16 protein-coding genes and 1 tRNA gene are annotated in these 22,793 nt (G+C 57.6%); 8 read left to right on the forward strand and 9 right to left on the reverse strand.

What is annotated here, in order from left to right; translation table 11 throughout:
• Positions 1–86: 86 nt before the first annotated feature.
• The 6 genes from mads1 to OTERR_RS15610 all read left to right on the forward strand — a co-directional run bounded on the left by mads1 (position 87) and on the right by OTERR_RS15610 (position 14,135).
• Complete coding sequence (gene mads1 / locus OTERR_RS15585) at positions 87–299, forward strand: methylation-associated defense system helix-turn-helix domain-containing protein MAD1 (RefSeq protein WP_149426330.1); 213 nt, start codon at positions 87–89, stop codon at positions 297–299.
• The gene (locus OTERR_RS15590; protein ID WP_149426331.1) at positions 296–3,214 is read left to right on the forward strand and encodes an ATP-dependent helicase; all 2,919 of its coding nucleotides are present in this window, start codon (positions 296–298) and stop codon (positions 3,212–3,214) included. The genes mads1 and OTERR_RS15590 overlap by 4 nt, the downstream gene beginning before the upstream one ends.
• Entirely contained in the window at positions 3,211–5,157 is a 1,947-nt protein-coding gene (locus OTERR_RS15595) for a site-specific DNA-methyltransferase (RefSeq protein ID WP_187775267.1), read from the forward strand. The genes OTERR_RS15590 and OTERR_RS15595 overlap by 4 nt, the downstream gene beginning before the upstream one ends.
• On the forward strand, positions 5,147–7,831 hold the full coding sequence (locus OTERR_RS15600) for a TnsA endonuclease N-terminal domain-containing protein (RefSeq protein ID WP_149426332.1): 2,685 nt from the start codon (positions 5,147–5,149) through the stop codon (positions 7,829–7,831). The genes OTERR_RS15595 and OTERR_RS15600 overlap by 11 nt, the downstream gene beginning before the upstream one ends.
• Before the next feature lie 684 nt (positions 7,832–8,515).
• Positions 8,516–13,231, forward strand: coding sequence for a site-specific integrase (locus tag OTERR_RS15605; RefSeq protein WP_149426333.1), 4,716 nt, complete (start codon positions 8,516–8,518; stop codon positions 13,229–13,231).
• A 13-nt stretch (positions 13,232–13,244) separates the two neighbouring features.
• The gene (locus OTERR_RS15610; protein WP_149426334.1) at positions 13,245–14,135 is read left to right on the forward strand and encodes a hypothetical protein; all 891 of its coding nucleotides are present in this window, start codon (positions 13,245–13,247) and stop codon (positions 14,133–14,135) included.
• Between the two features lie 405 nt (positions 14,136–14,540).
• On the opposite strand, the gene OTERR_RS15615 is transcribed toward OTERR_RS15610, so the two are convergent.
• The 5 genes from OTERR_RS15615 to OTERR_RS15635 form a co-directional block, all read right to left on the reverse strand.
• The gene (locus OTERR_RS15615; RefSeq protein ID WP_149426335.1) at positions 14,541–15,401 is read right to left on the reverse strand and encodes a hypothetical protein; all 861 of its coding nucleotides are present in this window, start codon (positions 15,399–15,401) and stop codon (positions 14,541–14,543) included.
• Between the two features lie 15 nt (positions 15,402–15,416).
• A complete protein-coding gene (locus OTERR_RS15620; RefSeq protein WP_149426336.1) occupies positions 15,417–16,151 on the reverse strand; it encodes a YaaW family protein in 735 nt (244 codons plus the stop codon).
• A gap of 421 nt (positions 16,152–16,572) precedes the next feature.
• Positions 16,573–17,259 carry a hypothetical protein gene (locus OTERR_RS15625; protein WP_149426337.1) on the reverse strand — a complete coding sequence of 229 codons (687 nt, stop codon included), beginning with the start codon at positions 17,257–17,259 and terminating at the stop codon, positions 16,573–16,575.
• Positions 17,252–18,484, reverse strand: a complete 1,233-nt coding sequence (locus tag OTERR_RS15630) for an Arm DNA-binding domain-containing protein (protein ID WP_149426338.1) — start codon at positions 18,482–18,484, stop codon at positions 17,252–17,254. Before OTERR_RS15630 ends, OTERR_RS15625 begins: the two co-directional genes overlap by 8 nt.
• On the reverse strand, positions 18,477–18,713 hold the full coding sequence (locus OTERR_RS15635) for a hypothetical protein (RefSeq protein ID WP_149426339.1): 237 nt from the start codon (positions 18,711–18,713) through the stop codon (positions 18,477–18,479). Before OTERR_RS15635 ends, OTERR_RS15630 begins: the two co-directional genes overlap by 8 nt.
• A gap of 121 nt (positions 18,714–18,834) precedes the next feature.
• Here OTERR_RS15635 and OTERR_RS15640 point away from each other — a divergent pair, with 121 nt between their 5' ends.
• Positions 18,835–19,089: a helix-turn-helix domain-containing protein gene (locus tag OTERR_RS15640; RefSeq protein ID WP_149426340.1), complete on the forward strand. Its 255-nt coding sequence runs from the start codon at positions 18,835–18,837 to the stop codon at positions 19,087–19,089.
• Positions 19,090–19,214: 125 nt separating this feature from the next.
• Here OTERR_RS15640 and OTERR_RS15645 read toward each other — a convergent pair.
• Positions 19,215–19,291, reverse strand: a tRNA-Arg gene (locus OTERR_RS15645).
• A 129-nt stretch (positions 19,292–19,420) separates the two neighbouring features.
• Between OTERR_RS15645 and OTERR_RS15650 the strand changes: the two genes are divergently transcribed.
• A complete protein-coding gene (locus OTERR_RS15650; protein WP_054619930.1) occupies positions 19,421–19,858 on the forward strand; it encodes a c-type cytochrome in 438 nt (145 codons plus the stop codon).
• An 80-nt stretch (positions 19,859–19,938) separates the two neighbouring features.
• On the opposite strand, the gene OTERR_RS15655 is transcribed toward OTERR_RS15650, so the two are convergent.
• From OTERR_RS15655 to OTERR_RS15665, 3 genes are all read right to left on the reverse strand, one after another.
• On the reverse strand, positions 19,939–20,214 hold the full coding sequence (locus OTERR_RS15655) for a hypothetical protein (protein WP_054619929.1): 276 nt from the start codon (positions 20,212–20,214) through the stop codon (positions 19,939–19,941).
• A gap of 127 nt (positions 20,215–20,341) precedes the next feature.
• On the reverse strand, positions 20,342–20,596 hold the full coding sequence (locus tag OTERR_RS15660; RefSeq protein WP_054619928.1) for a hypothetical protein: 255 nt from the start codon (positions 20,594–20,596) through the stop codon (positions 20,342–20,344).
• Positions 20,597–20,762: 166 nt separating this feature from the next.
• The gene (locus tag OTERR_RS15665; protein ID WP_149426341.1) at positions 20,763–22,778 is read right to left on the reverse strand and encodes a UvrD-helicase domain-containing protein; all 2,016 of its coding nucleotides are present in this window, start codon (positions 22,776–22,778) and stop codon (positions 20,763–20,765) included.
• Positions 22,779–22,793 lie beyond the last annotated feature (15 nt).

Genomic DNA, 22,793 nt, shown 5'->3' on the forward strand with positions numbered 1-22,793 from the left:
AGTTTGCCCAAGTCTGCCCAATTGCGAAACATTATGACAAGATATGGTGTTAAACCAAGCTCGGTGCAAATGACATAGGAAAGCCGATGAGCGACCAGCCCGACGAGATCCTCACGATTGATGAGGTTGCTGCCTTCCTGAAGGCAGGCAAACGCACGGTCTATCGTCTGGCCGCCAGCGGCAAGCTCCCCGCATTCAAGCTTGGGGGAACTTGGCGCTTCAGACGCAGCGATCTGGATCAGTGGATCGCCAGTCGCGTCGGCAAGGCAATGGTGGATGACGACGAGGGGGCGGAATGAGCCTCAGCGCGACCTCACTCCAGTCCAAGGCCAATCCTCAGCAGCTTGAAGCCATTCTGGCCACCGATGGCCCGGTGCTGATCATTGCAGGCCCGGGCTCCGGCAAGACCTTCACCCTGGTTGAACGGATCGTCTACCTCATCACCCACAAGGGAGTCGCCCCCGAGTCACTGCTGGTCGTCACCTTCACCGACAAGGCCGCGCGCGAGCTGACCACCCGCATCTCCAACCGGCTCGCCGAGCTGGACATCCAGTTCAATCTGAACGAAATGTACCTCGGTACCTTCCACTCCATCTGCCTGCGACTACTGGAGGACTACCGCGAGTTCACCCGGCTCAAGCGCAGCTTCACGCTGTTCGACCAGTTCGACCAGCAGTACTTCCTCTACCAGCACATCAAGGACTTCCGCACGCTACCAGACGCCGAGCTTGTCATGGGCGATGACCAGACGGGCCGCTGGGCGCAGTCGGAGAACTTGCTCAAGTGGCTCAACAAAGTCAGCGAGGAAGCGCTCGACGCAACCACGCTTGCAGCGGCCCCTGAACCAGAAGTCCGCGCGTTGGCCACCTGCTTCGCCAAGTACCAGGAGCTGCTGCACGAGCACAACTCGCTGGACTTCTCAGGCATCCAGTACGAGGCCTTGCAACTGCTGGAAAAGCGCCCCGAGGTGTTGGCACAACTGCGCGAAAAGCTCACCCACCTGATGGTGGACGAGTACCAGGACACCAACACCATTCAGGAACGCATCCTTCTGCTGCTGGCGGGCGAGCGCCGTAATCTGTGCGTGGTGGGCGACGACGACCAGGGCTTGTACCGCTTTCGCGGTGCCACCATCCGCAACATCCTGGAGTTCCCGGCGCTGTTCGATGAAGGCCAATGCAAGCAGATCAAGCTGACCGTCAACTACCGCTCGCACCCGGATATCATCCGCTTCTACAACGAATGGATGAAGGAGCAGGTATGGGACGACGGCACGCGCGTGTTTCGCTTCGCCAAACAGATCGTCCCGCGCGAGGATGACTTCCCCGACCTGCCGACGGCGGTGCGGCTGGCCGCCAGTGACGATAAGGACGACACCACCAACTGGCACGCGGAGGTCCTGGCCTTCCTCAATGGCCTGAAGGACTCGGGCCAGCTTGCGGACTGGAATCAGGTGGCCTTCTTGTTCCGCTCGGTCAAGAACGACAAGGTCGTGGCGCTGGCGCGCTTCCTCGAAGCGCAGGGCGTACCCGTGTTCTCGCCCCGCTCGAACATGTTCTTCGAGCGCGAGGAAATCCGCCTGATGATCGGCGCGCTGATCTTCCTCTTTCCGCAGTTCCCTAAGGTGCGTGCATGGGCAGAAGGTGTCACGCTGCCCATCTGGGACTACTACGACCAGCTTTGCTTCAAGCCCTTCACGGACGAGCTGCGAAAGCCGGAAAACAAGCCTCTGCTGGACTGGGCGCGCCCGCTGGCCAAGCGCCACGCCGTGCTGACGCAGAACACCGACTACGCCTTCTCCGGCCTGTTCTACCAGTTGCTGCAGTTTCCACTGTTCTCGCGCTTCCTCACCGAGGAGACAGTGCAAGGCGTGGATAAGGGACGCGCTGCGCGCAACCTTGGCATCTTCTCCAAGCTGCTCACCAAGTTCGAGTACCTGCACTTTGTCAGCGTGCTCAACCCGGAATGGCTGGAAAAGAACATTCGCGACCTGTTCAACCAGTTCCTGCGCTTCCTGCAGGATGGCGGCATCGGCGAGTACGAGGACGAGGCCGAGTACGCACCCAAGGGCTGCGTATCGTTTCTGACGATCCACCAATCCAAGGGACTGGAGTTTCCGGTGGTCGTGTGTGGCTCGCTGGAGGCTGTGCCGCGCAAGCAATACAGCGCGCTCGACGTGCTGCTGGAAGACGGCGGCTATCTCTCCAAGGAACGCTTCGAGCCGCTCGACCACATCAAGAACTTCGACTTCTGGCGGCTGTTCTACACCGCCTTCTCGCGCGCGCAGAACCTGCTGGTGCTGGCCGCGCAGGAGAAGCAGGGGCGCGGCAAGTCGCCGTCCAAATACTTCGAGCGGCTGTTCTATGAGCTGCCCAGTTGGCGTGACGTTGATCTGTCGGCGCTCACCTTCGAGGCCGTCAAGCAGATCAACCTCAAGCGCGAATACTCCTTCACGTCGCACATCACGGTGTTTGAGAACTGCGCCGAGCAGTACCGCTTCTTCAAGGAACTGGAGTTCACGCCCATCCGCGAGAGCCCGATGCTGTTCGGTACCTTGGTGCACCAGACCATCGAGGACATTCACAAGACGGTTCTGCGCGGCGAGGAAGGCTCCATCACCCTGGACGGCATCAAGGGCTGGTTCTCGACCAACTACGCGATGCTCTCCAAGAAGGAGCGCGTCTACCTCGCGCCCTCCTCGCAACAGGCGGCGCTGCTGCACGTGCTGCGCTACTACGAGCGCGAGAACGGCAACTGGGATCGCATCAAGGAGGCGGAGGTCGAGATCTCGCTCATCAAGCAGCAGTACATCTTGAAGGGCAGCGTCGACCTGATCCGAGGTGAGAACGACACGGTCGAGATCATCGACTTCAAGTCGGAAAAGAAGCCCGACATGGAGAAGGATCGGGATCGCCTGCGCCAGTACCAGCACCAGTTGGAGGTCTACGCCCATTTGGTGGAAGAACGTACAGGCCAGAAGGTCAGCCGGATGCACCTGTACTACACCGGCGAGGACGGCGGGAACCCCTACGTCTCCTTCACCAAGGATGACCGCGCCATCGGCAAGACCATCGCGCGCTTCGACGACATCGTGGCGCGCATCGAGCGGCAGGACTACCAGATCGCTGCACGCCCGGCCAAGCTGTGCCAGAGCTGCGACATGCGCGCCTACTGCGACAACAAGAATTGGAAATTCAGGAAAAACGACAAATGAGCAAAACCACACCTGCGCAGGACAGCCTGCAACTGGCCACGCCCGATGGCGTCACCACCAACGTCGAGAAGTTCGAGTTCGAGCCAATCAAGGGTTACCCGATGCTCAACTGGCGCGGCAAGCGCCCGTTCACCTCGACGCAGTACTACCCGGCGCAGTTGAAGGAGGTCCACGGCGAAGAAGTGGATGGCTGGCGCAACAAGATTTTCTGGGGTGACAACCTGCAGGTGATGAGCCATCTGCTGAGGCAGTTCAGGGGCAAAGTTGACCTGATCTACATTGACCCACCGTTTGACTCGAAGGCGGATTACAAGCTCAAAGTGCAGACGAAGGGCAAACAGGTGCTTGGCGACCAGAGCTCAATCGAGGAGAAACAGTACGGTGACATCTGGAGTAACGACGAGTACCTCCAGTTCATGTACGAGAGACTCGTTCTCCTGCGGGAACTGCTGGGGCCCACCGGGTCATTGTTTCTTCACTGCGACTGGCATCGCAATCACCACTTGCGCTGTCTGCTGGACGAAGTATTTGGCGCTAACAACTTTGTTAACGAAATTGTCTGGCGACGAAAAGGAGGGTCTGCGCTGGGTTCCATGTCTCGCCTGTCGACTGCCACGGATCGAATTCTTTGGTACGCGAAGTCCGACGCCTATCTGATCAACCCTGTGTTTGTCCCGGCAGATCAGGAGTACATCGATCAGCAGTTCCGATACACGGACCCCAACGGACGGCGATTCATGGTCAATGTGCTTCGCAGCCCTTCGCCACGGCCAAACCTGATGTATGACTATAAGGGCTACAAAACTCCGCCAAATGGGTGGGCAATCCCTTTAGAGACCATGCGGCAGTGGGATGCCGAGGGTCGCCTTTACTTTCCTGATTCGAAGACCAAGCAGATTTACAAGAAGATCTATCTCGATGAGTACAAAGGGCAGCAGATCAACGACCTCTGGGCTGACATTTCCACGCTGAAGGGGAATAACTCAGAGATCACGGGCTACCCGACCCAGAAGCCTGTAGAGCTCTTAGATCGCGTTCTCGAACTCGCGTCATCGGTTGGGGGGCTTGTTCTTGACACGTTCATCGGATCGGGAACTACCGCGGTCGCTGCCGTTAAGAAGGGACGTCGCGTGATAGGCGCGGACATCAATCTGGGCGCAATCCAAACGACAACCAGACGCCTCGTAGGAGCAGCTGCAGAACTAGGCCAGAAGTCGCTCGGCGACGAGATCAGACATTTCACGGGATTCGAGATCCACAACGTCAACCATTACGACATTTTCCGCAACCCCATCCAAGCCAAGGAACTGCTAATAGAAGCCTTGGAAGTTCAGAAGCTGGAGTTCAGCACGGTGTTCGACGGTGAGAAGGACGGGCGCATGGTCAAGATCATGCCCGTCAACCGCATCGCCACGCGCGCCGACCTGAACGAGCTGATCGCGGGTTTCGACTACAAGGCCTGGGAACGCAAGCAGAACGAAAGCTCGAACCGCCCGATCGAGAAGATCACGCTCGTCTGTATGGGGCACGAGCCTGACTTGGCCGCTCAACTGGAGTTGGCCGCCAAGCCCTTCAAGATCGACGTTGAGGTGGTGGACATCCTGCGAGACAAGGCCGATCTGGAATTCAAGCGCGACTCGCAGGCCAAGGTTGTCATCAAGAACGGCGAGCTGGTCATCGAAAAGTTCTACCCGATGAACCTGCTACAGAAGCTCTCGCTGCAGAAGGAGTCGGTCGATGACTGGAAGGAGCTGGTCGAGTCCGTACTGATCGACTGGAACTACGACGGCGCGGTGCTGCAACCGGCAGTGGTGGACATCCCTGACAAGGGCGAGATGGTCAAGGGCGCGTACAAGGTCCCAGGCGATGCGGGCACGATCCGCGTGAAGATCACCGATCTGCTGTCGGAATCCTGGGAAGGGAGCGTCAGCAATGGCGACTAAGCGCGCAGGCAAGGCGGTGAGCGCTTCGCTCGACTTCGCCTTCTTCCAGTTTCTCTGGCAGTTCTATCAGGCCAACCGAGGCACGATCCGCACGCACTATAAGGAACTGACACGCAAGTTCCTCGACTTCAACAACCCTGAGAGGAACCCGAAGTCCTTCCTGCGCCAACCTCAGTTCGAGGCACTGGAAACCTACGTCTTTCTCAAGGAGTTCCTCGGCAACGCGAAGGTCGAGGAAATCTTCCAGCAGTGGTTCGAGAAACAGGGGCGCTTCGCAGAGCGTGCCGAGGGTGGAGTGGTCTCCGGCAAAGCGGGGCAAGTGGGCCTGTTCGATGCTGTCACGCAGGATCAGTACAAGGCCGTGTTTGCGGCAATGCGCAAGAACTCGCGTGCCTACCCAAACTACATCTTCGCTCTGACGATGGGTACAGGCAAGACCATCCTGATGGCAACCTGCATCTTCTACGAGTTCCTGCTGGGCAACAAATTCGAGAAAGACGCGCGCTACTGCCACAACGCCTTGGTGTTCGCTCCTGACAAGACGGTGTTGCAGTCTCTGAAGGAAATCGAGTCCTTCGATATGACCCGTGTCGTACCGCCAGAGTACGTGAATTTCCTGACTATCCACCTGCGCTTCCACTACCTCGAAGAAGCAGGCACCTCGCTCGACACACTGGATCGTTCGCGCTTCAACATCATCGTCTCCAACACGCAGAAGATCATCCTCAAGCGCCAGCACAAGGAAAAGACTTCTGTCGACAAGCTGTTCGGCGCGACCGGCGAACCCCTCGCTGCCAATGGCGTCTATGCCGATGCCGCCGACCTCTACAACTTCGACCAGCCCGAGGAAGAAGGCGAGCTCACCACCAATCAGCGCTTCGAAAAGCTGCGCCGCCTGGAGCAATTGGGCATCTTCGTGGACGAGGCCCACCACGCCTTCGGCAAGGCGCTGGCCAAGGACATGGGCGTCGGGGCCAAGGAAACCGACACCAGCCTGCGCACGACCATCGACATCCTAGCCGCCAGCCTGAACGCGGCGGGCACGCGGGTGGTGGCCTGCTACAACTACACCGGCACGCCCTATGTGGGGCGCGAGGTGTTGCCGGAAGTGGTCTACGCCTACGGCCTCAAGGAGGCCATCGACAAGGGTTTCCTCAAGAAGGTGACGCTGCACGGCTACGCCAACACTCGCACCGACGAGTTCGTCGACATCGCCATCGAGAACTTCCTGAAGGAATCTGGCGAGTTGCGCCCGGAGGGGCTGCTGCCCAAGTTGGCTTTTTTTGCGGCCACCATCGACGAGCTGACGGGCGAACTGCGACCTGCGGTGGAACGTGCGCTGCTCAAGCACGGCATCCCGACATCGCGCATCCTGGTGAACGTGGGCGACGACAAGCTCACTACCAACGACGACATCCGCGAATTCAATCGACTGGACACCGAAGGGTCGGAAAAGCAGTTCATCCTGCTAGTCAATAAAGGCCGCGAAGGTTGGAACTGCCGCTCGCTGTTCGGCGTAGGCCTGTTCCGCGAGCCCAAGTCAAAGGTGTTCGTGCTGCAGGCCACGATGCGCTGTCTACGCGCCATCGGGCAGGCCCAGCACACCGGCCACGTATTCCTCTCGGACGACAACCTCAACACGCTGAACGACGAGCTGCAGCAGAACTTCCGCATCAGCGCGGACGAGCTGCAAAAAACCGGCAAGGACAAAGAGCGCGTTGAAGTGCGAGTGGTCGAGCCCCCGGTCAAGATCAAGCTAGTGCGCGTGCGCAAGCAGTACCAGATGCGCGAGAAGGCACTGGTTCCTGGCCAGAGGCTGGGAATCGACCGCGCCGACAAGGAAGTCTGGAACACGTTGGTGGAAAAGTACCGCTTGATCGAAACGCAGCAAGACGGGCTGACCGCTGCCGACGCAGCGCGCGCGTCCGGTAGTCGTACCTTCGATTTGACCTCGCGCCGGGAAAAGCGAGCCTTCTCACGGCTGTCACTGGTGGCCGAGGTGTCCCGCTATCTCAACCGAAGCCCGCTGGAGATCGAGGAGCTGCTCGACGCGACGAAGGAAGGCACCGACGAATTGGTGGCCATCACCAATGAGTTCAACGAACTGCTCTACGACGAGATCATCCCGCGCCTGTTCCGCCAGCTCTACGACCTGGACGAGTCGCAGCAAACCGAGGAGCACGAGGTCGATCTGATCAAGCTGCCCCCGAACGGCTACTACGAGGTATCGGCGGCGAAGGACAAGATCGTCCGGATGCACGACGGGCAGATCAAAGACGAGGAGCGCGCCAAGAGCTTCCACCTCGACACCTACTGCTTCGACTCGGGCTCAGAGAACTGGTTGTTCTGGGATCTGCTGCGCGAGCAGCGGGTGAAGAAGATCTACTTCACCGGGATGCTGACCCACGGTCAGTCCGACTTCTTCATCCAGTACATCGACCCAGACTCGCGCACCGTGCGCAGCTACTACCCCGACTTCATCTTTCAGCGTGAAGAGCCGGATGGCAGCCTGAAGTATGTGATCGTCGAAGTGAAGGCCGACAACCAGATCGAGGATGCTGTGGTGCAAGCCAAGAAGGACTTCGCCCAGCAGATCGCGGTGGCCAGCGGGATGGAGTACCGCATTCTCAAGTCGTCCGACGCTGATAAACGACACTTCAGAGTGTTGCTCTGAAAAGCTAGCGTCGACCATCTGAAAAGGTTGCCGTCCAGTGTGATTATTCGTTGAAGGGCTGCTTATCGACACACTGCTTATTGAGTCAGCGAAATGACCGAATAGCCGTTTTGGCCAAAGACCGGAAGGTCCAGAAACACAAAGCCCGGCATTCGCCGGGCTTTGATCATTTACTGTCTGAGGGGGTCAGTCGCCTTGATACTGCAATTACTGTGGAGCGCGCTTCAGGACATCAACAGTGTAGTGGGAGTCCTCTAGCCTCGGCTCCCCCAAACTGAAGTGAATCCACTTGAACTCATCCCGCCGCCGCCCTACACTATGCGCATCAGCTTATCGCTGACGGCCCCGCGGCTCCGAAATGCTGCGCTGATAAATTGATCGGTTTTTTGCCATCAAGCATGGTGTAACCACCATGATCCAAGCGCCACTCCCTCCGGCGCTCACAAAAGCCTCACGACTTCTCTCAGTCGTTGGCCTTCATCAATTGGCCTTCGCGCCAAGCCCAAGGCAGCTTATCGAGTTCCCCACTCGTATGCCGTCGCGCAATCCGCGCCACCCACCGCACCTCCCTTGATTCGATTCGCGAAGCCTCACTCTTCGCCACGTTCGCTCGCCCTGTAAAAATCGCTTAGGTTTTCCAGGCGGGCGGCTATTTTCTGTTTTCCACCCATTTCGCATTGCAGTATGGATACCCGTCCGCACACTTCCCCTGTGCAATCATCACAGGAAGTTTCGCCTCGTTTTCCTGCAGAAAAGGGAGCGCTGTCTGCTCAGCCCAGCCTGGATTTCGACGACGCTCTTCACCTCTGCATCGAGGTTTTTCGTCTTGGCGACGACCGACTAGGCTTGACCCCACTGCTCCAGCAACTGGTGATCGACGCCAGATGGTTGGTGCAGAACTATGCGCAGCCCAACTGGGTTCGGCAGCTTTCCGAATTGCTCAAGGAGGTCGCCCCAACTGAGGATGCCATTAGCCAGATTAACCTTGAGGCTGAGCGTGTGCGCACCTTTCGCGGCAGCCTCGCTAAAACCCTGCTTTCCGAGCCCAAAGGAAGTCATCCTCCATCAGTCCGTCTGGTTTATCGCCAGTGGCGAGGCTTGCTGTGCTTGACTGCGCTGGCCGAGCGTAGACCGATCTCGTCTACCTTGGCCACGGCACTGCGCCAAGCTGGCGGCAGCAAAGCGCCCCCTCTACCAGCCTTCCATAAGGAAGCTATCGACGCCCAACTTCTACAGCTCGATCCTGACTCACCCCAGGCAAGACTTTGGGCTTACTTCCGTGACGGCTGGGGTAGAGAGCTTCCCTCCCCATTCAGATCCATTGTTCCCCGCAGCCAGGCTCCTCAGACGACGGATGTCGCACTCTCGCCAACGACATCTCTCCTCCCTGACTCTCCAGCTACAGCTGTATCCCCTAGAGAATTCAAAGAGCGGGCGGATCTTCTCTCTGGCTACAAGGCGCAGGTTGGTTTGGCAGGCCTTCGGGTTTTCTCGGGGATTGGAGATTTGCCGCTTTGCCTGCTGCCGATGGAACTGGAGGCAATCCTGCCCAAAATCCTCGCCTGGCGATCAGGCGCCTATCGAGAAAGTTATCTATGCGTTCTGCTTACTCTGCTGACGCGCGTAATGCCCGGTCGTTACCACGACCTCCCTCTACAGAAGACGTTGTCCCCGGCCATCTGGCTGGATCTGGAGGGCGGTGGTTTTGAGTGGAATCTGAGTCAGGTCATTACCAGTCACAACGGTGAAGAGGGTTATCAGCCGCAGCCGGAGGACATCTACTTCCACGTCCCACTCCCCCTCTGTCTGATCGAGGATCTCCGGCAGCTCAGGCAGCCGGAGTATCAAAGCGTGGGGGACTTTTTTGGAGACCGAATCGATGATATTGCCCGTAACACCAAACGCCTATTGCGTGAGCTCGCAGGCACATCACATCGCCCGACGCTGACCCGTCTCAGCCATAGTTGGGGGCGCTATCTACTCCATCTGTGTCGGGATGAGGCCTATGCCTCAGCCCTCAGTCTGGATTTCACGCTCGGCACCACAGCCAATTTCAATTACACCCGCCTGCAAGGCAAGCGGGTTCTCCATATTCTGCAGTCTGTGTATGACCGCCTGGGGCTCGGGTCTCATGCTCGAAAAGGGGAGCTGCCGGATGTAGGGAGCCAACGCGCGACACGGGGTGAGCAGCACCGAGCCTTGCTTCTGAACTGCACACAGACCATCCATACCCACTACCAGCAGCTCAGCAAACGCGCTTCCTATAACGAACTCCTGGGCTGCCACAACCAGATCGCACTGCATACCTATGCACTGACCAAGTTTGTATTGGGGACTCGCGCACAACAGGAAGAGTGCCTCACTGCAGAGCGGGTCGACCTACCCCACGCGCTGATGCTGGTCAGTGACAAGCGCACCTCCCACTATCACCTGGAGCGCTTAATCGGGATTCCGCCGTGGCCACTGGGGTATCTCGTTTTTTATCAACAGTGGCTGGATGCGCTGGCCTACCGACTTGATCGCCACAACCGGCGCCTGGCGAAGGCGATCCGGCTGAGCGTGGTACAGGCATCGTCCAGTCCGTTGCCCTGGTTTTTTAGGCTGTCGTACCAGGGGCAACCGGAAGCACTCGGATCACCTGATCTAGCTGAACTGTTTACTCGCTTCGGATGTGCCAACAATGCCGGACGACACACGGTCGATGCCGTGTTGCGTGAAGCGGGCATCGATAGCGCCAGCATCATGGGTTGGGCCGGGCGAGGGAATCCAGGACAGGAACTTTTTGGTCCTTGGTCGTTAGCGATTCCGGAACCATGGGCAAAGACTTGTGCTGAGCAACTCAACCAGTGGCTCATTCGCCAGGGTCTTCCTTCGGCACCTACTCTCAAGGGGCGCCAACTTACTAGTACGCCCAATGCCCTGCAGCAGACGTATTGCCCAGAACGCTTGGCGCAGTTGCCACCGAGCTTGCTGACATCCGAAGTGACGACGCCTTGTCCCTTCCCGTCGACGATTCTCAGCGAACTGCGGCGCGATGAAGTCGTTCGCCGTCAGTGGCAAAAAGCAGGTGCCGCACTGCACTGGGGCAGCATTGCCTGCGCGCTGGTCATCGAGGATGGCGTTTGCCTGACCGAAGAACTCTCATTAATTCTGGAGGCCATCGACCAGGAGCAAATCCATCACGTCGGCATCCATAGCTTCGTGGATATCTCGATGCCCAGCCTCGGCATTCGTCGGGTTTGGTTATCCCGCATCACACGGGCGTTACTGCACCAGTTCATGCCCAGGCGGGAAGCACTCCCCACGGCGCAGGTCCTCGATAGTCAGATTGCCGCCTGTCTGCCGGGGTGCGGCATTTCGGGTATGCAAGCCTTGGTCGCCGCTGCCTTGGCATATCTCACCATTCACCTGCCCACGCTGTTGAGTCGCTGGTGCTGTGGTGAAGCCATTGCTAGAACCACGCGGCCGCAGAGTGTCGCCCGCCACTTTATAAATCGTTGTGAGCCGCTTCAGCCCAGTGAGCTCAAAAGTAAAAAACGCCGCACGTCCACTTCTCTGGCCGTCTTGTTGAGTTCGGCAAGCCGTCAGATTGAGCGGGGTGCCAGTGATGCCAGCATGCGTTCGTGGCTGGCCGGGCAGACACATGCGTTATGCAACGACCTGGAACCCAACAGTTATGAGTGGGTCGAGGCAGGATATGCGAACCACCTCTGTGGGCGACGGATTGAGATCTCCTCCATCCGGAAATATCTCAACGATGCCACCCCATTTTTGCGGCCACTCACGAATCACCTGTTTGAGCAGGGCATCAATGGCATTGATTGGCAGAAGGCATTTGCGGACGTCAAAGACGAAGCGCCCCTCACGGCGATTCGTCACTTCCAACGGTGGTTGGGGATCACCCCCGAATCTCCTCGAGCCCGCCCTCTTGGCGCTCAGCAATACGCTGAAACGCTCTCCCAAGAAGAAGGAAAGGCGGCGTTTCAGTATCTGGTTCGGGAGGCCAAGGCCACCGGCGACTTGTATGACCGGGCAGCCACGGTTCTGCTGCTTTTGCTGAACTGCCCAATGAGATGGCAAGAAGTCATGGGCTTGCGGGTGCTGGATGTCTGTGCTGAAGAGAAGCATCCTCATGTGGTCGTGACTGCTGAGGCAGGGACTGATCTGAAATCCGAAAATGCCAATCGTGTCATTCCATTTTCAGATCCGGTATTGCAAAAACGCCTGCAGGCGTTACACACCTTACAGCGGCAACGACACCCGAGCCAGCAGCGGGTCCCGCTCTTTGGAAACCCATTGGATGTGCAGCGGAACTCCGCTGACGACCGTCTTCATGATCTGTTAAGCATGGCTTTGCGGCTGGCGACGGGGAATAGCCAGATTCGCATTCATGCTCTGCGGCACACAGCAATCAACTGGCAACTGCAAGTGCTGCTGTCGCCAGAAAAGTCTTGGCGAGATTGTCTGGACCAGCGGCAAGCGTTGTTTGTGTTGTCCGCTCAGGCAGGGCATGGCACGCCGGAGACGACGTGTGAGCACTACGCACAGGGGTTGGATTGGGCCCGCCGGAAATGGCTAGATCGATTACAGCCTCAACAGACATCCAACTACGGGGATGCGTTTTTAGGGGTACTGACGGGAGCCACCCCTGCAGCCATCCGGCAGCGGCGTCATCGGCATGGCAGTGTCGAGTTGCCGTCTCAGGAAGGGTTTCAGATCTCTGGCAATGACTTGGCAGCAGGGCTGCAGGAGCGCCCTTCAGCACTGCCACCTAGCGAATTGGTGGCGGATCGAAATCGGCGAGCCGCTATTCTGGTGGGATTGCTGATTTTGGGTGACTCGCTCGAAATTGCGGCGCTGGTGGCTGGGGTGGAACAGGCTGACGCCAAGTCCATTCAGCAGGGCTTGCGAAGGCATCTCGACCGGTACGGCATCTCGGATCCTGTGATGACGGGAATCTGCCGAGAAAAATTTCTTGAGCAAATGGAAACGATTCCGTTCGTCGAGTCGATGGCAAACGGAGCGCCAACCAAGGCCATTCTTCGACAACTCTGTGCACGAGTTTTACCGGCGGGAAATCCTTGGTCTTTTACATTTTATGAGGATTTGACGGAGCTACGGGACTGGATATCCCGCTGGCACGAGTTGGACATCAATCCCATTGTTTTACTCAAGCAGGAAGGACAGTCTCAGTACCGTCAGCAGAGAAACGTTATGTTACGTGCTACAGGCTACCAATTAATCAAAGAACTCAAACCCCGCCATTTTTCAACTGGTGTACAGGCCTATCTCAAGTTCGGGTACAGAAACCCTTCCCAGTCGGCCCCACTTCGAGGTGTCCAGCTCCTCAATTTCCTGCTCTCAGTTAGCGTACTTTCGATCTACCTGCAAACGACTTGATCATGAGGACTCAATGAATCCCAACCTGAATAAAAGCCATATCGACACCTTACTAGCCGAGGGGAAATATGCCGTTGTAAACTTCGCCCACCCGGTGTTTTTCTGCACTGTTGTCAGCATAAAAACATTTCTCAACGTGATGAAACATACCATCAAGGCGATTAGGGCCTCCATCCCATCCAATAGCAAGGGGCAAGTCGCCGTTCAGATAAAAGGCGAAATTCTGGTGATGCAAGTTGTTGACCACAGCGAAGCACCGGGTGGGGATTTGTTTAGTCAGACTGAGAGTGACGAGTCATCGGCGGAAACATCAGCTCGTGCCGCCCAGTCAACCGCGGAAATCAAAGCAGAAGCAGCCCGCCAAGCCTCCTCAAAATTCGTCAACGCTGCACAGGAGCTGGCAAGCGATGCAGAAACTCATCCCCGCACACTTGAAGATATTAACGCTGTGATTGCGCTTAACGACGACCCTACTGCCTTGCGAAGTGCCTATGTCGCAGCCCTCCAGCCAGAAGTCACCCTCGATTTTATCGAGCACCAGCAGATTCTGGGGGGACATGGTAGTGCCCCGGCCGGTTTTGTTTCCAAGGAAACATTCGTCTTACATAACTGCCGGCTCACCATCAACAACACCCAACTCTCGGTGACGGCTCCCAACCACGACGCAAACTGGCAGCGAATTCAAAAGAGTTTTGGGAAAACGACTCCGCTTCGAGCACACAATACTGACATCATGCGCCGTCTGCGAATTGCGGCGGCCCTAGACGTCCAAGTCAGTCTCGAAGTCAGTGTTTTTGAGTTAACCGGAAAGCGCAAACGATATCTGACCCCCCTGCGGATTCTCAACGAATCTGAAATTGTTGAAAGCTGCAAACAGGAGCTAGAGCTACTGAGCAGTAGCTAGATGCCATGACCTCGATACCTTAAGTTTTCGAAATTTCGACCAAGAAGGAGGAGTACTTAGCCACATCGCTCCTCCGACTACATTTCGTCTGGTCACCACGCCAGTGAAAAAACATCGTGATTCAGTTGTACAACAACAGCCGACATTGCGCCACTGACCAGACTACGGCGGCAATGCGCGGGGGATCTGCCGCTCAGGCGCTGAAGGCGGGTAATGGATACTGTATCGAGATTGACCATACCATTCAGCTGTCGTCCGGAGTACAGGCGCAGGAGAATTCCCAGAAGGTCCGATCAGCAAGAGAAAAGCGATCAGGCATCATTCCCCCGTCTTGGCACTGCTTTGCCGCCACCGGATTGGCCCTGTACTTGGTGCAATGCCACGTGAAAGTGGAGTGCTTAAACGTCAAACCCCGCTAATCAGCAGCTTGTTCTCGCCTGATGAGAAAAGGCTTTTCAGCTCCCGATCCCGACTCAAGATGCTTCCTGAAAGCTTGTTTCCCTTGACTGCGAGCTTTACTTGATCATTGCACCAGCCTTTGTAGGTGGCCATCAAGCCGACATAGCGATTTCCGGCATGCTCTATCAACAAATCAGATAATCCATATTTCTCGATGAAAGCGTAGAGTTCCTTTTCGACGAAGGCGCCCTTCGGCAGCATATCGAGGGCCATCGAGACAAAGTCGACGATCAACTCATAGTGCCGTTGAGACAACGTATCCGTCTTGGCAAGTTCCAAAATGTTTTCGATAAACGAGAAGAGTTGATTTCTGCGGATGGCCAAGTCAGCAAGGACTGGTACGGCGATATCTTTAACCTCATCTTTCAAACTACGGTCCAGCATAAAGATGCGTGCCGACTCGACGGACCCGAAATAGTCCGCAACTTTGTTCATGTAAAAAACAATGTTCTGCGCGTGAATTTCCTCAGAGACAAGGTCAATCGTCTTTTGAAGCTTGTCTAGCTTCCGTGCGAGATACATCGTTTGAATGACGATGGCACCGACGATCACGCCGGTTGAAATGCCAAGAGCGACCAACTGAGCTTGTTGTGCGGCCTGAATAATTTTTGCGGCATCCATAAGGTTGCCCGCATCGGGCATGTTCGCGGGAATAAACGGAAGGTGCTGAACCGCCCCCGTATTGCCCGATCCGCGCGCCCAGTAAGCCACTCCGTTTGCAGACGACATCCGCATCGTGCCTTCACTTAGCCCCTTGACAACCTCTGGCGTAACAGCGCTCCAATCGATTCTGAAAAAAGTCTCCATCTCATAGCCCTCAAATCAATATCGATCTGCCTGAGCCAATGCTCGACGCATGTAAGCCACTTGAATCACGCACGGAACGGTAACGCGATAAGCGGTGCCTGTGAGCAATGGCACCGAAAACAACAACGAGATCAACCAGCCTATCGGGCCAGCAAAAATTCCCAACATGCGACCTAGGCCAAGGTTCGCAACGACCGGTATACCTCGGCCAAGCAGTGACAGAGCCAGACCATCGGCAAGTAGCATCGAAATCTGATAGGAAACCACCGGACTCCGTTTCAGCGCTTCGAATATTTCATCCAGCACCACCTTCCCACCGGTGAAGGCACTCGTGCCGAGTGCATCTGCCATTTCGCTCCTGTGCTCTGGTGTTAAGTACTCCCAGGATTTCGCAAAAATTTTGCTGAGTGCGGCATTTTCGATGTCATAGGCGGAATTATTCTTGTTTACCTTGACACCTAGAAAGTCACAAACGTCACAAAGAATTTCCTTGTATGGCACGCCGTGACCACGAAAAAAATTGACGAGAGAATCACCGCCAAAGAGCTGCAATTCACCAGCAATCAGGTCCCAGACCTGTGTCAGGTTGCCTCCGGCACTCTGGAAGCGAGGCTCCTTCAGCAGTTCCTGCGCCCAGCGAGTTTCCCCGTCTTTATCTCTGGAAAGGTATCCAACCAGAATCGCCAAGTCGTCATTTTTGGCGTACGCCAAAAATTGGAGATCTACGTCTCCAAGATACTTAATGCCCATGCTTGCTCACTCGACCATTATCTTTTGCAAGGACAGCACTTAGTCGTTTGTGTCCTTGTGCCACCACAAATGCACTTTCGGCCCTTCGCGCCATTCTTGAAGCCCTATCCCGCGTGCAACTTGCCACGAAGGTTCTCGATTAGTTCGGAAATATGATCCTGAAGCAAAGATACATTGAAATTTGACCAGTGGTGATAGTCGTCCGTCATCGGCCTTCGAGGGCGACCAGTTCGGCGTCCATGTCGGTGAGGATCGACACTATCGCATCTTGCTCATCGCCACACCGCCACCAAGGAGGCGAAGTACCCCTTCGGCGTTTCCTTCGCCCCCTTGCAAAACCCTTCCTAGAAATCGTTCATGACATCCGCCTCGATTTCTTCAGCAGGAGACTAGCCCATCCAGCCTCCCGCCGAGGGAGCAATTATGGATTGAGCACCAGCCGCAGTTTTGGCTGCTTCGGTTTGCGCTGATGGTTTTGTCCTTGTACCAGCAACCACGTCAATTCGGCCAGGGCTTTGCCAGACAGCCCAGCGTTATGCATTCCGGCCTCCGCCAACCAAAGCAACGCCTGACGTACGGTGGGTACTCCCCCACCTTGATTTGCTGCTGCCCACAGCAACATTCGAGCAAGGCCTTCGCTGGGATTGGTGATTGAACGCGCAGTGTTTTTGGCTTCATCGAGCCAGCCTGCTAGGCCACCGCCAGTTAGGAAATGCTCCAACCGTTTATGCTCCCAGAAAACCTGGTTGAACACATGGCGAACCAAGGTTGGCAGCTTGTTGATCTGTTGCTTGGCTTCGCTCAGCAGCATTGGGCTCACGCCCCAACGATCTGGAACGGTCTCGAAGAGATTGATCCCAGAGACAGCCTGCTCCACCCGCACCAGCTTCCCGAGCAGGATCGGGCCATAGCCTTCAACCTCGATGATCTTGCCGAACACTTTCACAAGGCAGCCTACGGTGAGATGTGGATCAGTGACTTTGTCCCACCATTCGACGCTGCACCGGAAAGGGTGGCAATACACCTCGGCCTTCACATGCTGACCACCCCAGGGATGCGGTAAACGGATGATCGAGAGCAGCCGGTAGATCTCGGGATACTTAGCCATGACTCACCTCCTGTGGGAGAGATGGGGTCATGGTACTGACCAGTAACCGTTCAAAGGCCGAGCCGTCCCGGCGGGTAAGGTTGGGGACGTAGCGGGAATACACCCGGAAGAGCATCTCGGTGGTGGTGTGTCCCAACTGGCGGGCAATCCACTCGGGGTTTTCTCCCGCACCGAGCCATAAGGTGGCGGCAGTGTGCCGACACTGATAGGGACGCCGGTCTTTGAGGCCCAAGTGCCGGAGTAACGGTTTCCAGACCCGCTTGGTCACGTTCTTGTAGTCCAGCGCTTTGCCTTCCCGGTTACAGAACACGAGCTCGGACAGTTTCCGGGTGCCGGCTTGCTGGCGACGCAGGGCTTCGAAAACCATTTGCGACATCTGGATCTCCCGCTGGGAGCCATCTGTCTTGGTGTAGCTCTCTTCACCATCGACCACGGTTTCCCGCACCAGGATCAGTCGCCGATCAAAGTCCACATACTTCCACTTCAGCCCATGGACTTCCCCGGTACGCATCCCAGTGAAGAAGCGCACGATGAAGTAGTCTCGAAAATCGGCTCGGACGGTATCGATGATCCGTTTGACCTCTTCCAGGCTGAAGGGATCGACGTCGGTACGCTTGACCTTGAGTTGTTTGATGTTCTGGAAGGGCGTGCGAAAATCGAAGCGGTCGGCGGCTTCGCAAAGGATTTGCCGCAGCGGGTTCAATATCTTGTTGATCCGTGGGTTGGATAGCGTTTGTTGCTTGCCCCGCGCCTGAACTTTGGCGAGATCTGCGCGGAAGGCAAGGATGTCCGCCTTGGTGATGCAGCCGACCTCCATTTCTCCGAACCGGGGGATGAGTCGTTTATCGAGATCGTCCCGGATCGTCTTCTGGTGGGAGTTTCTCCACTCCACCGATTTCTCTCCGAACCAGACCTCAGCAAAGTCCTTGAACAATGGCGTCGGCGGCTTGGCCGGTTGCAGGACCTGCACAGGAGTCGAGATCACCGGGCTGACTTGGGGAGTGACCGCGTCAAACTTCTGGGCGTTCTTGCTGGTGGGGAAAAACTGGCGGTAGTTGAAGGTACCGGAGGCAATCTCCTGTTCCAACCGTTCGAGAACCTTTCCCAAGCGTTTCCGGTTTGTCGCCGTGTCGGGTAGTGCTGTCTGTTCGCGACAACGGATGCCTTGGTAGTAAAAATCGATTATCAAACACCCCGTTTCTTTGCGAACCTGGATGCTAGCCATGGCACACCCCGCCGTTTGCCATAGGAATCCCGAATTGCTGCGGGGTCATCCCGATCATGTCTGATTCGATTTTTTCCCAAAGGAAAAGAATCTTCCGACCACCAAAGGGACGGATGTAATGCACCCCCTCAAGCAGCACGCTGTCCTTTAAGCGCTCGCGAATAGTTCTGGCGTCGTACTTGATGCGGAGAGCCAGTTCATCAGTTGTGAGATATGTGGTCGTAGCCATGATTCGCCTCCTGTGAGCAATTAGCATCGTTTGTTCGCATTTCGATCCAAACGTTAATATAAATTAACACACAGGGGCGTGTTTGCAAGTATTTTTTTACAAGCGTTAAGATATGCGAACAATGATTCGCTTTCGCTTACAAGAACTACTTGCCGAAAAACACTTTAAAGAGGGGCGTCGAGTGACGCTGCTGGAGGTGTCACAGGCCACGGGTATCAACCGTGTCACGCTGTCCAAGATGGTTAATCATCTTGGCTACAGCACTGTCACGGACAACTTGGACAAGCTGTGCAAATACTTCGATTGCAAGCTAGAGGATTTGGCTGTGTACGTGGATGCCCCTGCAGAGCAGGAAGACGGTCACAGAGAGAAGTAGTCGCTTTGTGCGGCTAATGAGAGATCCCAATCAAAACCCAGTCACATCGCAGTCACGACTTGGTCACAGATTGGTCACCAAATAAAAAAGGGTTAGACCATGACGGTCTAACCCTTTGATTTTTTTGGCGCGCCCGGCGCGATTCGAACGCACGACCCCTGCCTTCGGAGGGCAGTACTCTATCCAGCTGAGCTACGGGCGCTTGGGAGAGGCGTGAGAATACCGAATTTCCCTGCCAGTGTCCAAATTTTCCACGCAAACCTCGCCAAAACAAGGGGTTCCTGCGGTTATAATCGCCGTTTTTCCCACTGTGCATGTAAAAGGATTCAGCATGGCCGAGCAGAAAGGTTCTTCGTCCAAGATCATGGTGATCACCCTGGTCGCCGCCGTGGCCCTGATGGCCGTGGTGGTTCCCTTCGCCTACGTCGGCAAGCCCATCGGCAAGGCCGGCAACGCGGACGACGTGGATTCCCGCATCGCCCCGGTGGCCCAACTGGAACTGGCCAAGGCCGCTCCCGCCGCCACCGGCCCCCGCGACGGCAAGACGATCTTCGAAACCGTTTGCGCCGCCTGCCACGCCACTGGCGCCGCCGGTGCTCCCAAGGCGGGCGACAAGGCCGCCTGGGCCCCGCGTATCGCCCAGGGCATGCCCGCTCTGATCAACAGCGTGACCAACGGCAAGAACGCCATGCCGGCCAAGGGCGGCGCCAACCTGTCCGACGATGAAATCAAGTCGGTCGTGAAGTACATCACCGACCTGGCCAAGTAAGCGCCCTGCGCTTTACGCGCCGGTTCAAGCAAAACGGGATGCCTAGGCATCCCGTTTTGCTTGGTGGCACTGCCTGCCGATTACTTGGCGGCAGGAGCAGCGGCCGGAGCGGGTGCAGCTTCGGTGGCCGGCTTGGCTTCCTTGCCTTCGGCCTTGTGCGCCTTCTTGGCGTGGTGCTTTTCGGCCTTCTTCTCGGCCTTGGCTTCCATCTTGGTTTCGTCCTTCTTCACTTCCGGCTTGGCCGCTTCGGCCTTGACCGCGGGAGTGGCCGGGGTGGCGGGAGCAGCGGCCGGAGCCTGGGCGAAAGCAGCGGCGGCGAACAGGGAAGCGACGGTGGCGGCAACGATCTTCAGCATGATGTTTCTCCTTGGGTGACGGGCGGGCCCTCTGGGTTAGGGGCAACCGCCGCGTAATCCGGGGAGCGGGACGCTCCCCGGCGGATAGCGATACGGGTGATGGGGCTTGTGTGGGACTCAGGCCGACTTATTTCGTGGCGGGAGCAGCGGTTTCACCGGCGGGCTTGGCTTCCTTGCCCTCGGCCTTGTGGGCCTTCTTGGCGTGGTGCTTTTCCACCTTCTTCTCGACCTTGGGAGCACCTTCTTCCTTCTTCACTTCCGGCTTGGCGGCGGCTTCGGCCTTCACCGGGGCTGCCGGGGTAGCAGGTGCAGCAGCCGGAGCCTGGGCGAAAGCGGCGGCAGCGAACAGGGAAGCAACGGTAGCGGCAACGATCTTCAGCATGATGAAACTCCTTGAACGGGCACAACGTTAGTAGCGAAAGGCACTGCTTGAAGTCCGGCCCGGGCGGCGCTTGGTTCACCGCGCCGGGCCTTGAGTGCATTAACGCTGCCGCTGACGAATTCGATGTCAGCAGCCACGTGACAAGGCGTTTCAACTTGTAATCGGGCTAACTGCCGCTCCCCGGGCCCGGGCCGCCACCGGCGAGCATGGCCTTGAGGTTGCCGAAGCGCTTTTTCACTTCCTGCTTTTCCGGCGGGGCCGATTGCTTGCCGCCGGAGATGCGCAGGTCCTCCTTGCCCATTTCCTCGATGAAGCGGGACGGTTCGCAGGGAATCCACTCCTTGGCCTGCTTGCGCCGCTCGCAATAGGACAGATGCAGGCTGCGCTGGGCCCGGGTGATGCCCACATACATCAGGCGGCGCTCTTCCTCCAGCTTGTCCGGGGCGGTGGATTCGCGGTGGGGCAGGATGCCCTCCTCCACCCCGACCAGGAAGACGTGCTTGTACTCCAGCCCTTTCGAGGCGTGCAGGGTGGACAGTTGCACTGCGTCGATCTCGCCACCGTCGGCATTCTTCTTTTCCAGCATGTTGATCAGGGCGATGGTCTGGGTCAGCTCCACCAGGGTCTTGCCATCCTCGTCGCCCTTCTTGGTCAGCCAGGCGGCGAATTCCTGGACGTTGGCCCATTTGGATTCGGCCGCGCGGGCCTCTTCATGGTCGAACAGCCAGCGCTCGTAGCCGATGGCGGCGAGCAGGTCGGCCAGCACCGGCCCGGCCGGTTCCTTCTTGGCGCGCCATTCGAGACGGTTCATGAACTCGCCGAATTCGAGCAGGGGCTCGAGCTGGCGGGCACCGACGCGTTGGGCGAAGCCTTCCTCGAACAGGGCGGCGAACAGCGAGATGTGCCGCTCGCCGGCGTAGCGCCCGAGCACTTCCAGGGTCGAGGTACCGACGCCGCGCTTGGGCGTGGTCACGGCGCGGATGAAGGCCGGGTCGTCGTCGCTGTTGGCCAGCAGGCGCAGGTAGCTGGTGATGTCCTTGATCTCGGCCTTGTCGAAGAAGGACTGGCCGCCGGAGATCAGGTAGGGGATGCGGGCGTCGCGCAGGTACTGCTCGATAGTGCGGGCCTGGTGGTTGCTGCGATAGAGGATGGCGTAGTCGGCGAAGCGGGTGCGGTTCTCGAACTTGTGCGCCTGCAGGCGCATCACCACCGATTCACCCTCGTGCTCGTTGTCCTTGCACACGGTGACGGTGATCGGGTCGCCGATGCCCAGGTCGGACCACAGGGTCTTGTCGAACAGCTTCTCGTTATGGGCGATCAGGGTATTGGCGGCCTTGAGGATACGCACCGTGGAGCGGTAGTTCTGCTCCAGCTTGATCACCTTCAACTTGGGGAAATCCCGGGGTAGGCCGCGCAGGTTCTCGATGTCGGCACCACGCCAGCCGTAGATGGCCTGGTCGTCGTCGCCCACGGCGGTGAACATCGCCCGGGGGCCGGTGAGCAGCTTCAGCAGCCGGTACTGGCAGGCGTTGGTGTCCTGGTACTCGTCCACCAGCAGGTAGCGCAGCTTGTTCTGCCAGCGCTCGCAGACGTCCGGGTGTTCTTCGAACAAGCGCACCGGCAGGCCGATCAGGTCGTCGAAGTCCATGGCCTGGTAGGCCTTCAGGGTCGCTTCGTAATCCCGGTAGACCCGGGCAGCCAGGGCCTCGGTCTCGCCCTGGGCAACGCTGACGGCGGCGTCGGGGCTGACCAGGGCGTTCTTCCAACTGGAAATCTGGCTCTGCACCGCCCGCACCACCTTCTTGTCCACCGTCTTGGTCAGCTCGCCAACCAGGCCGAAGCAGTCGGTGGCATCGAGGATGGAAAACCCCGGCTTGTAGCCAAGCGCCCGGCATTCCTGGCGTAGCAGGCGCATGCCCAGGGAGTGGAAAGTGGAAATGAGCGGCGACGGACCGCTGCGGTGGGTGAGCAGGGAGCCCACCCGCTCTTCCATTTCCCGCGCCGCCTTGTTGGTGAAGGTGATGGCGGCGATGGAGGCGGGCGGGAAGTCGCAGTCCTCGATCAGGTAGGCGATCTTCTGAGTGATCACCCGGGTCTTGCCCGAGCCGGCGCCAGCCAGGACCAGCAGGGGGCCGTCGAGGTAGCGGATCGCTTCGCGCTGGGGAGGATTGAGTTCAGCCATGACAAAACAGCGCGC

Source organism: Oryzomicrobium terrae, from assembly GCF_008274805.1.
In the GTDB taxonomy this organism is placed as follows: Bacteria; Pseudomonadota; Gammaproteobacteria; order Burkholderiales; family Rhodocyclaceae; genus Oryzomicrobium; species Oryzomicrobium terrae.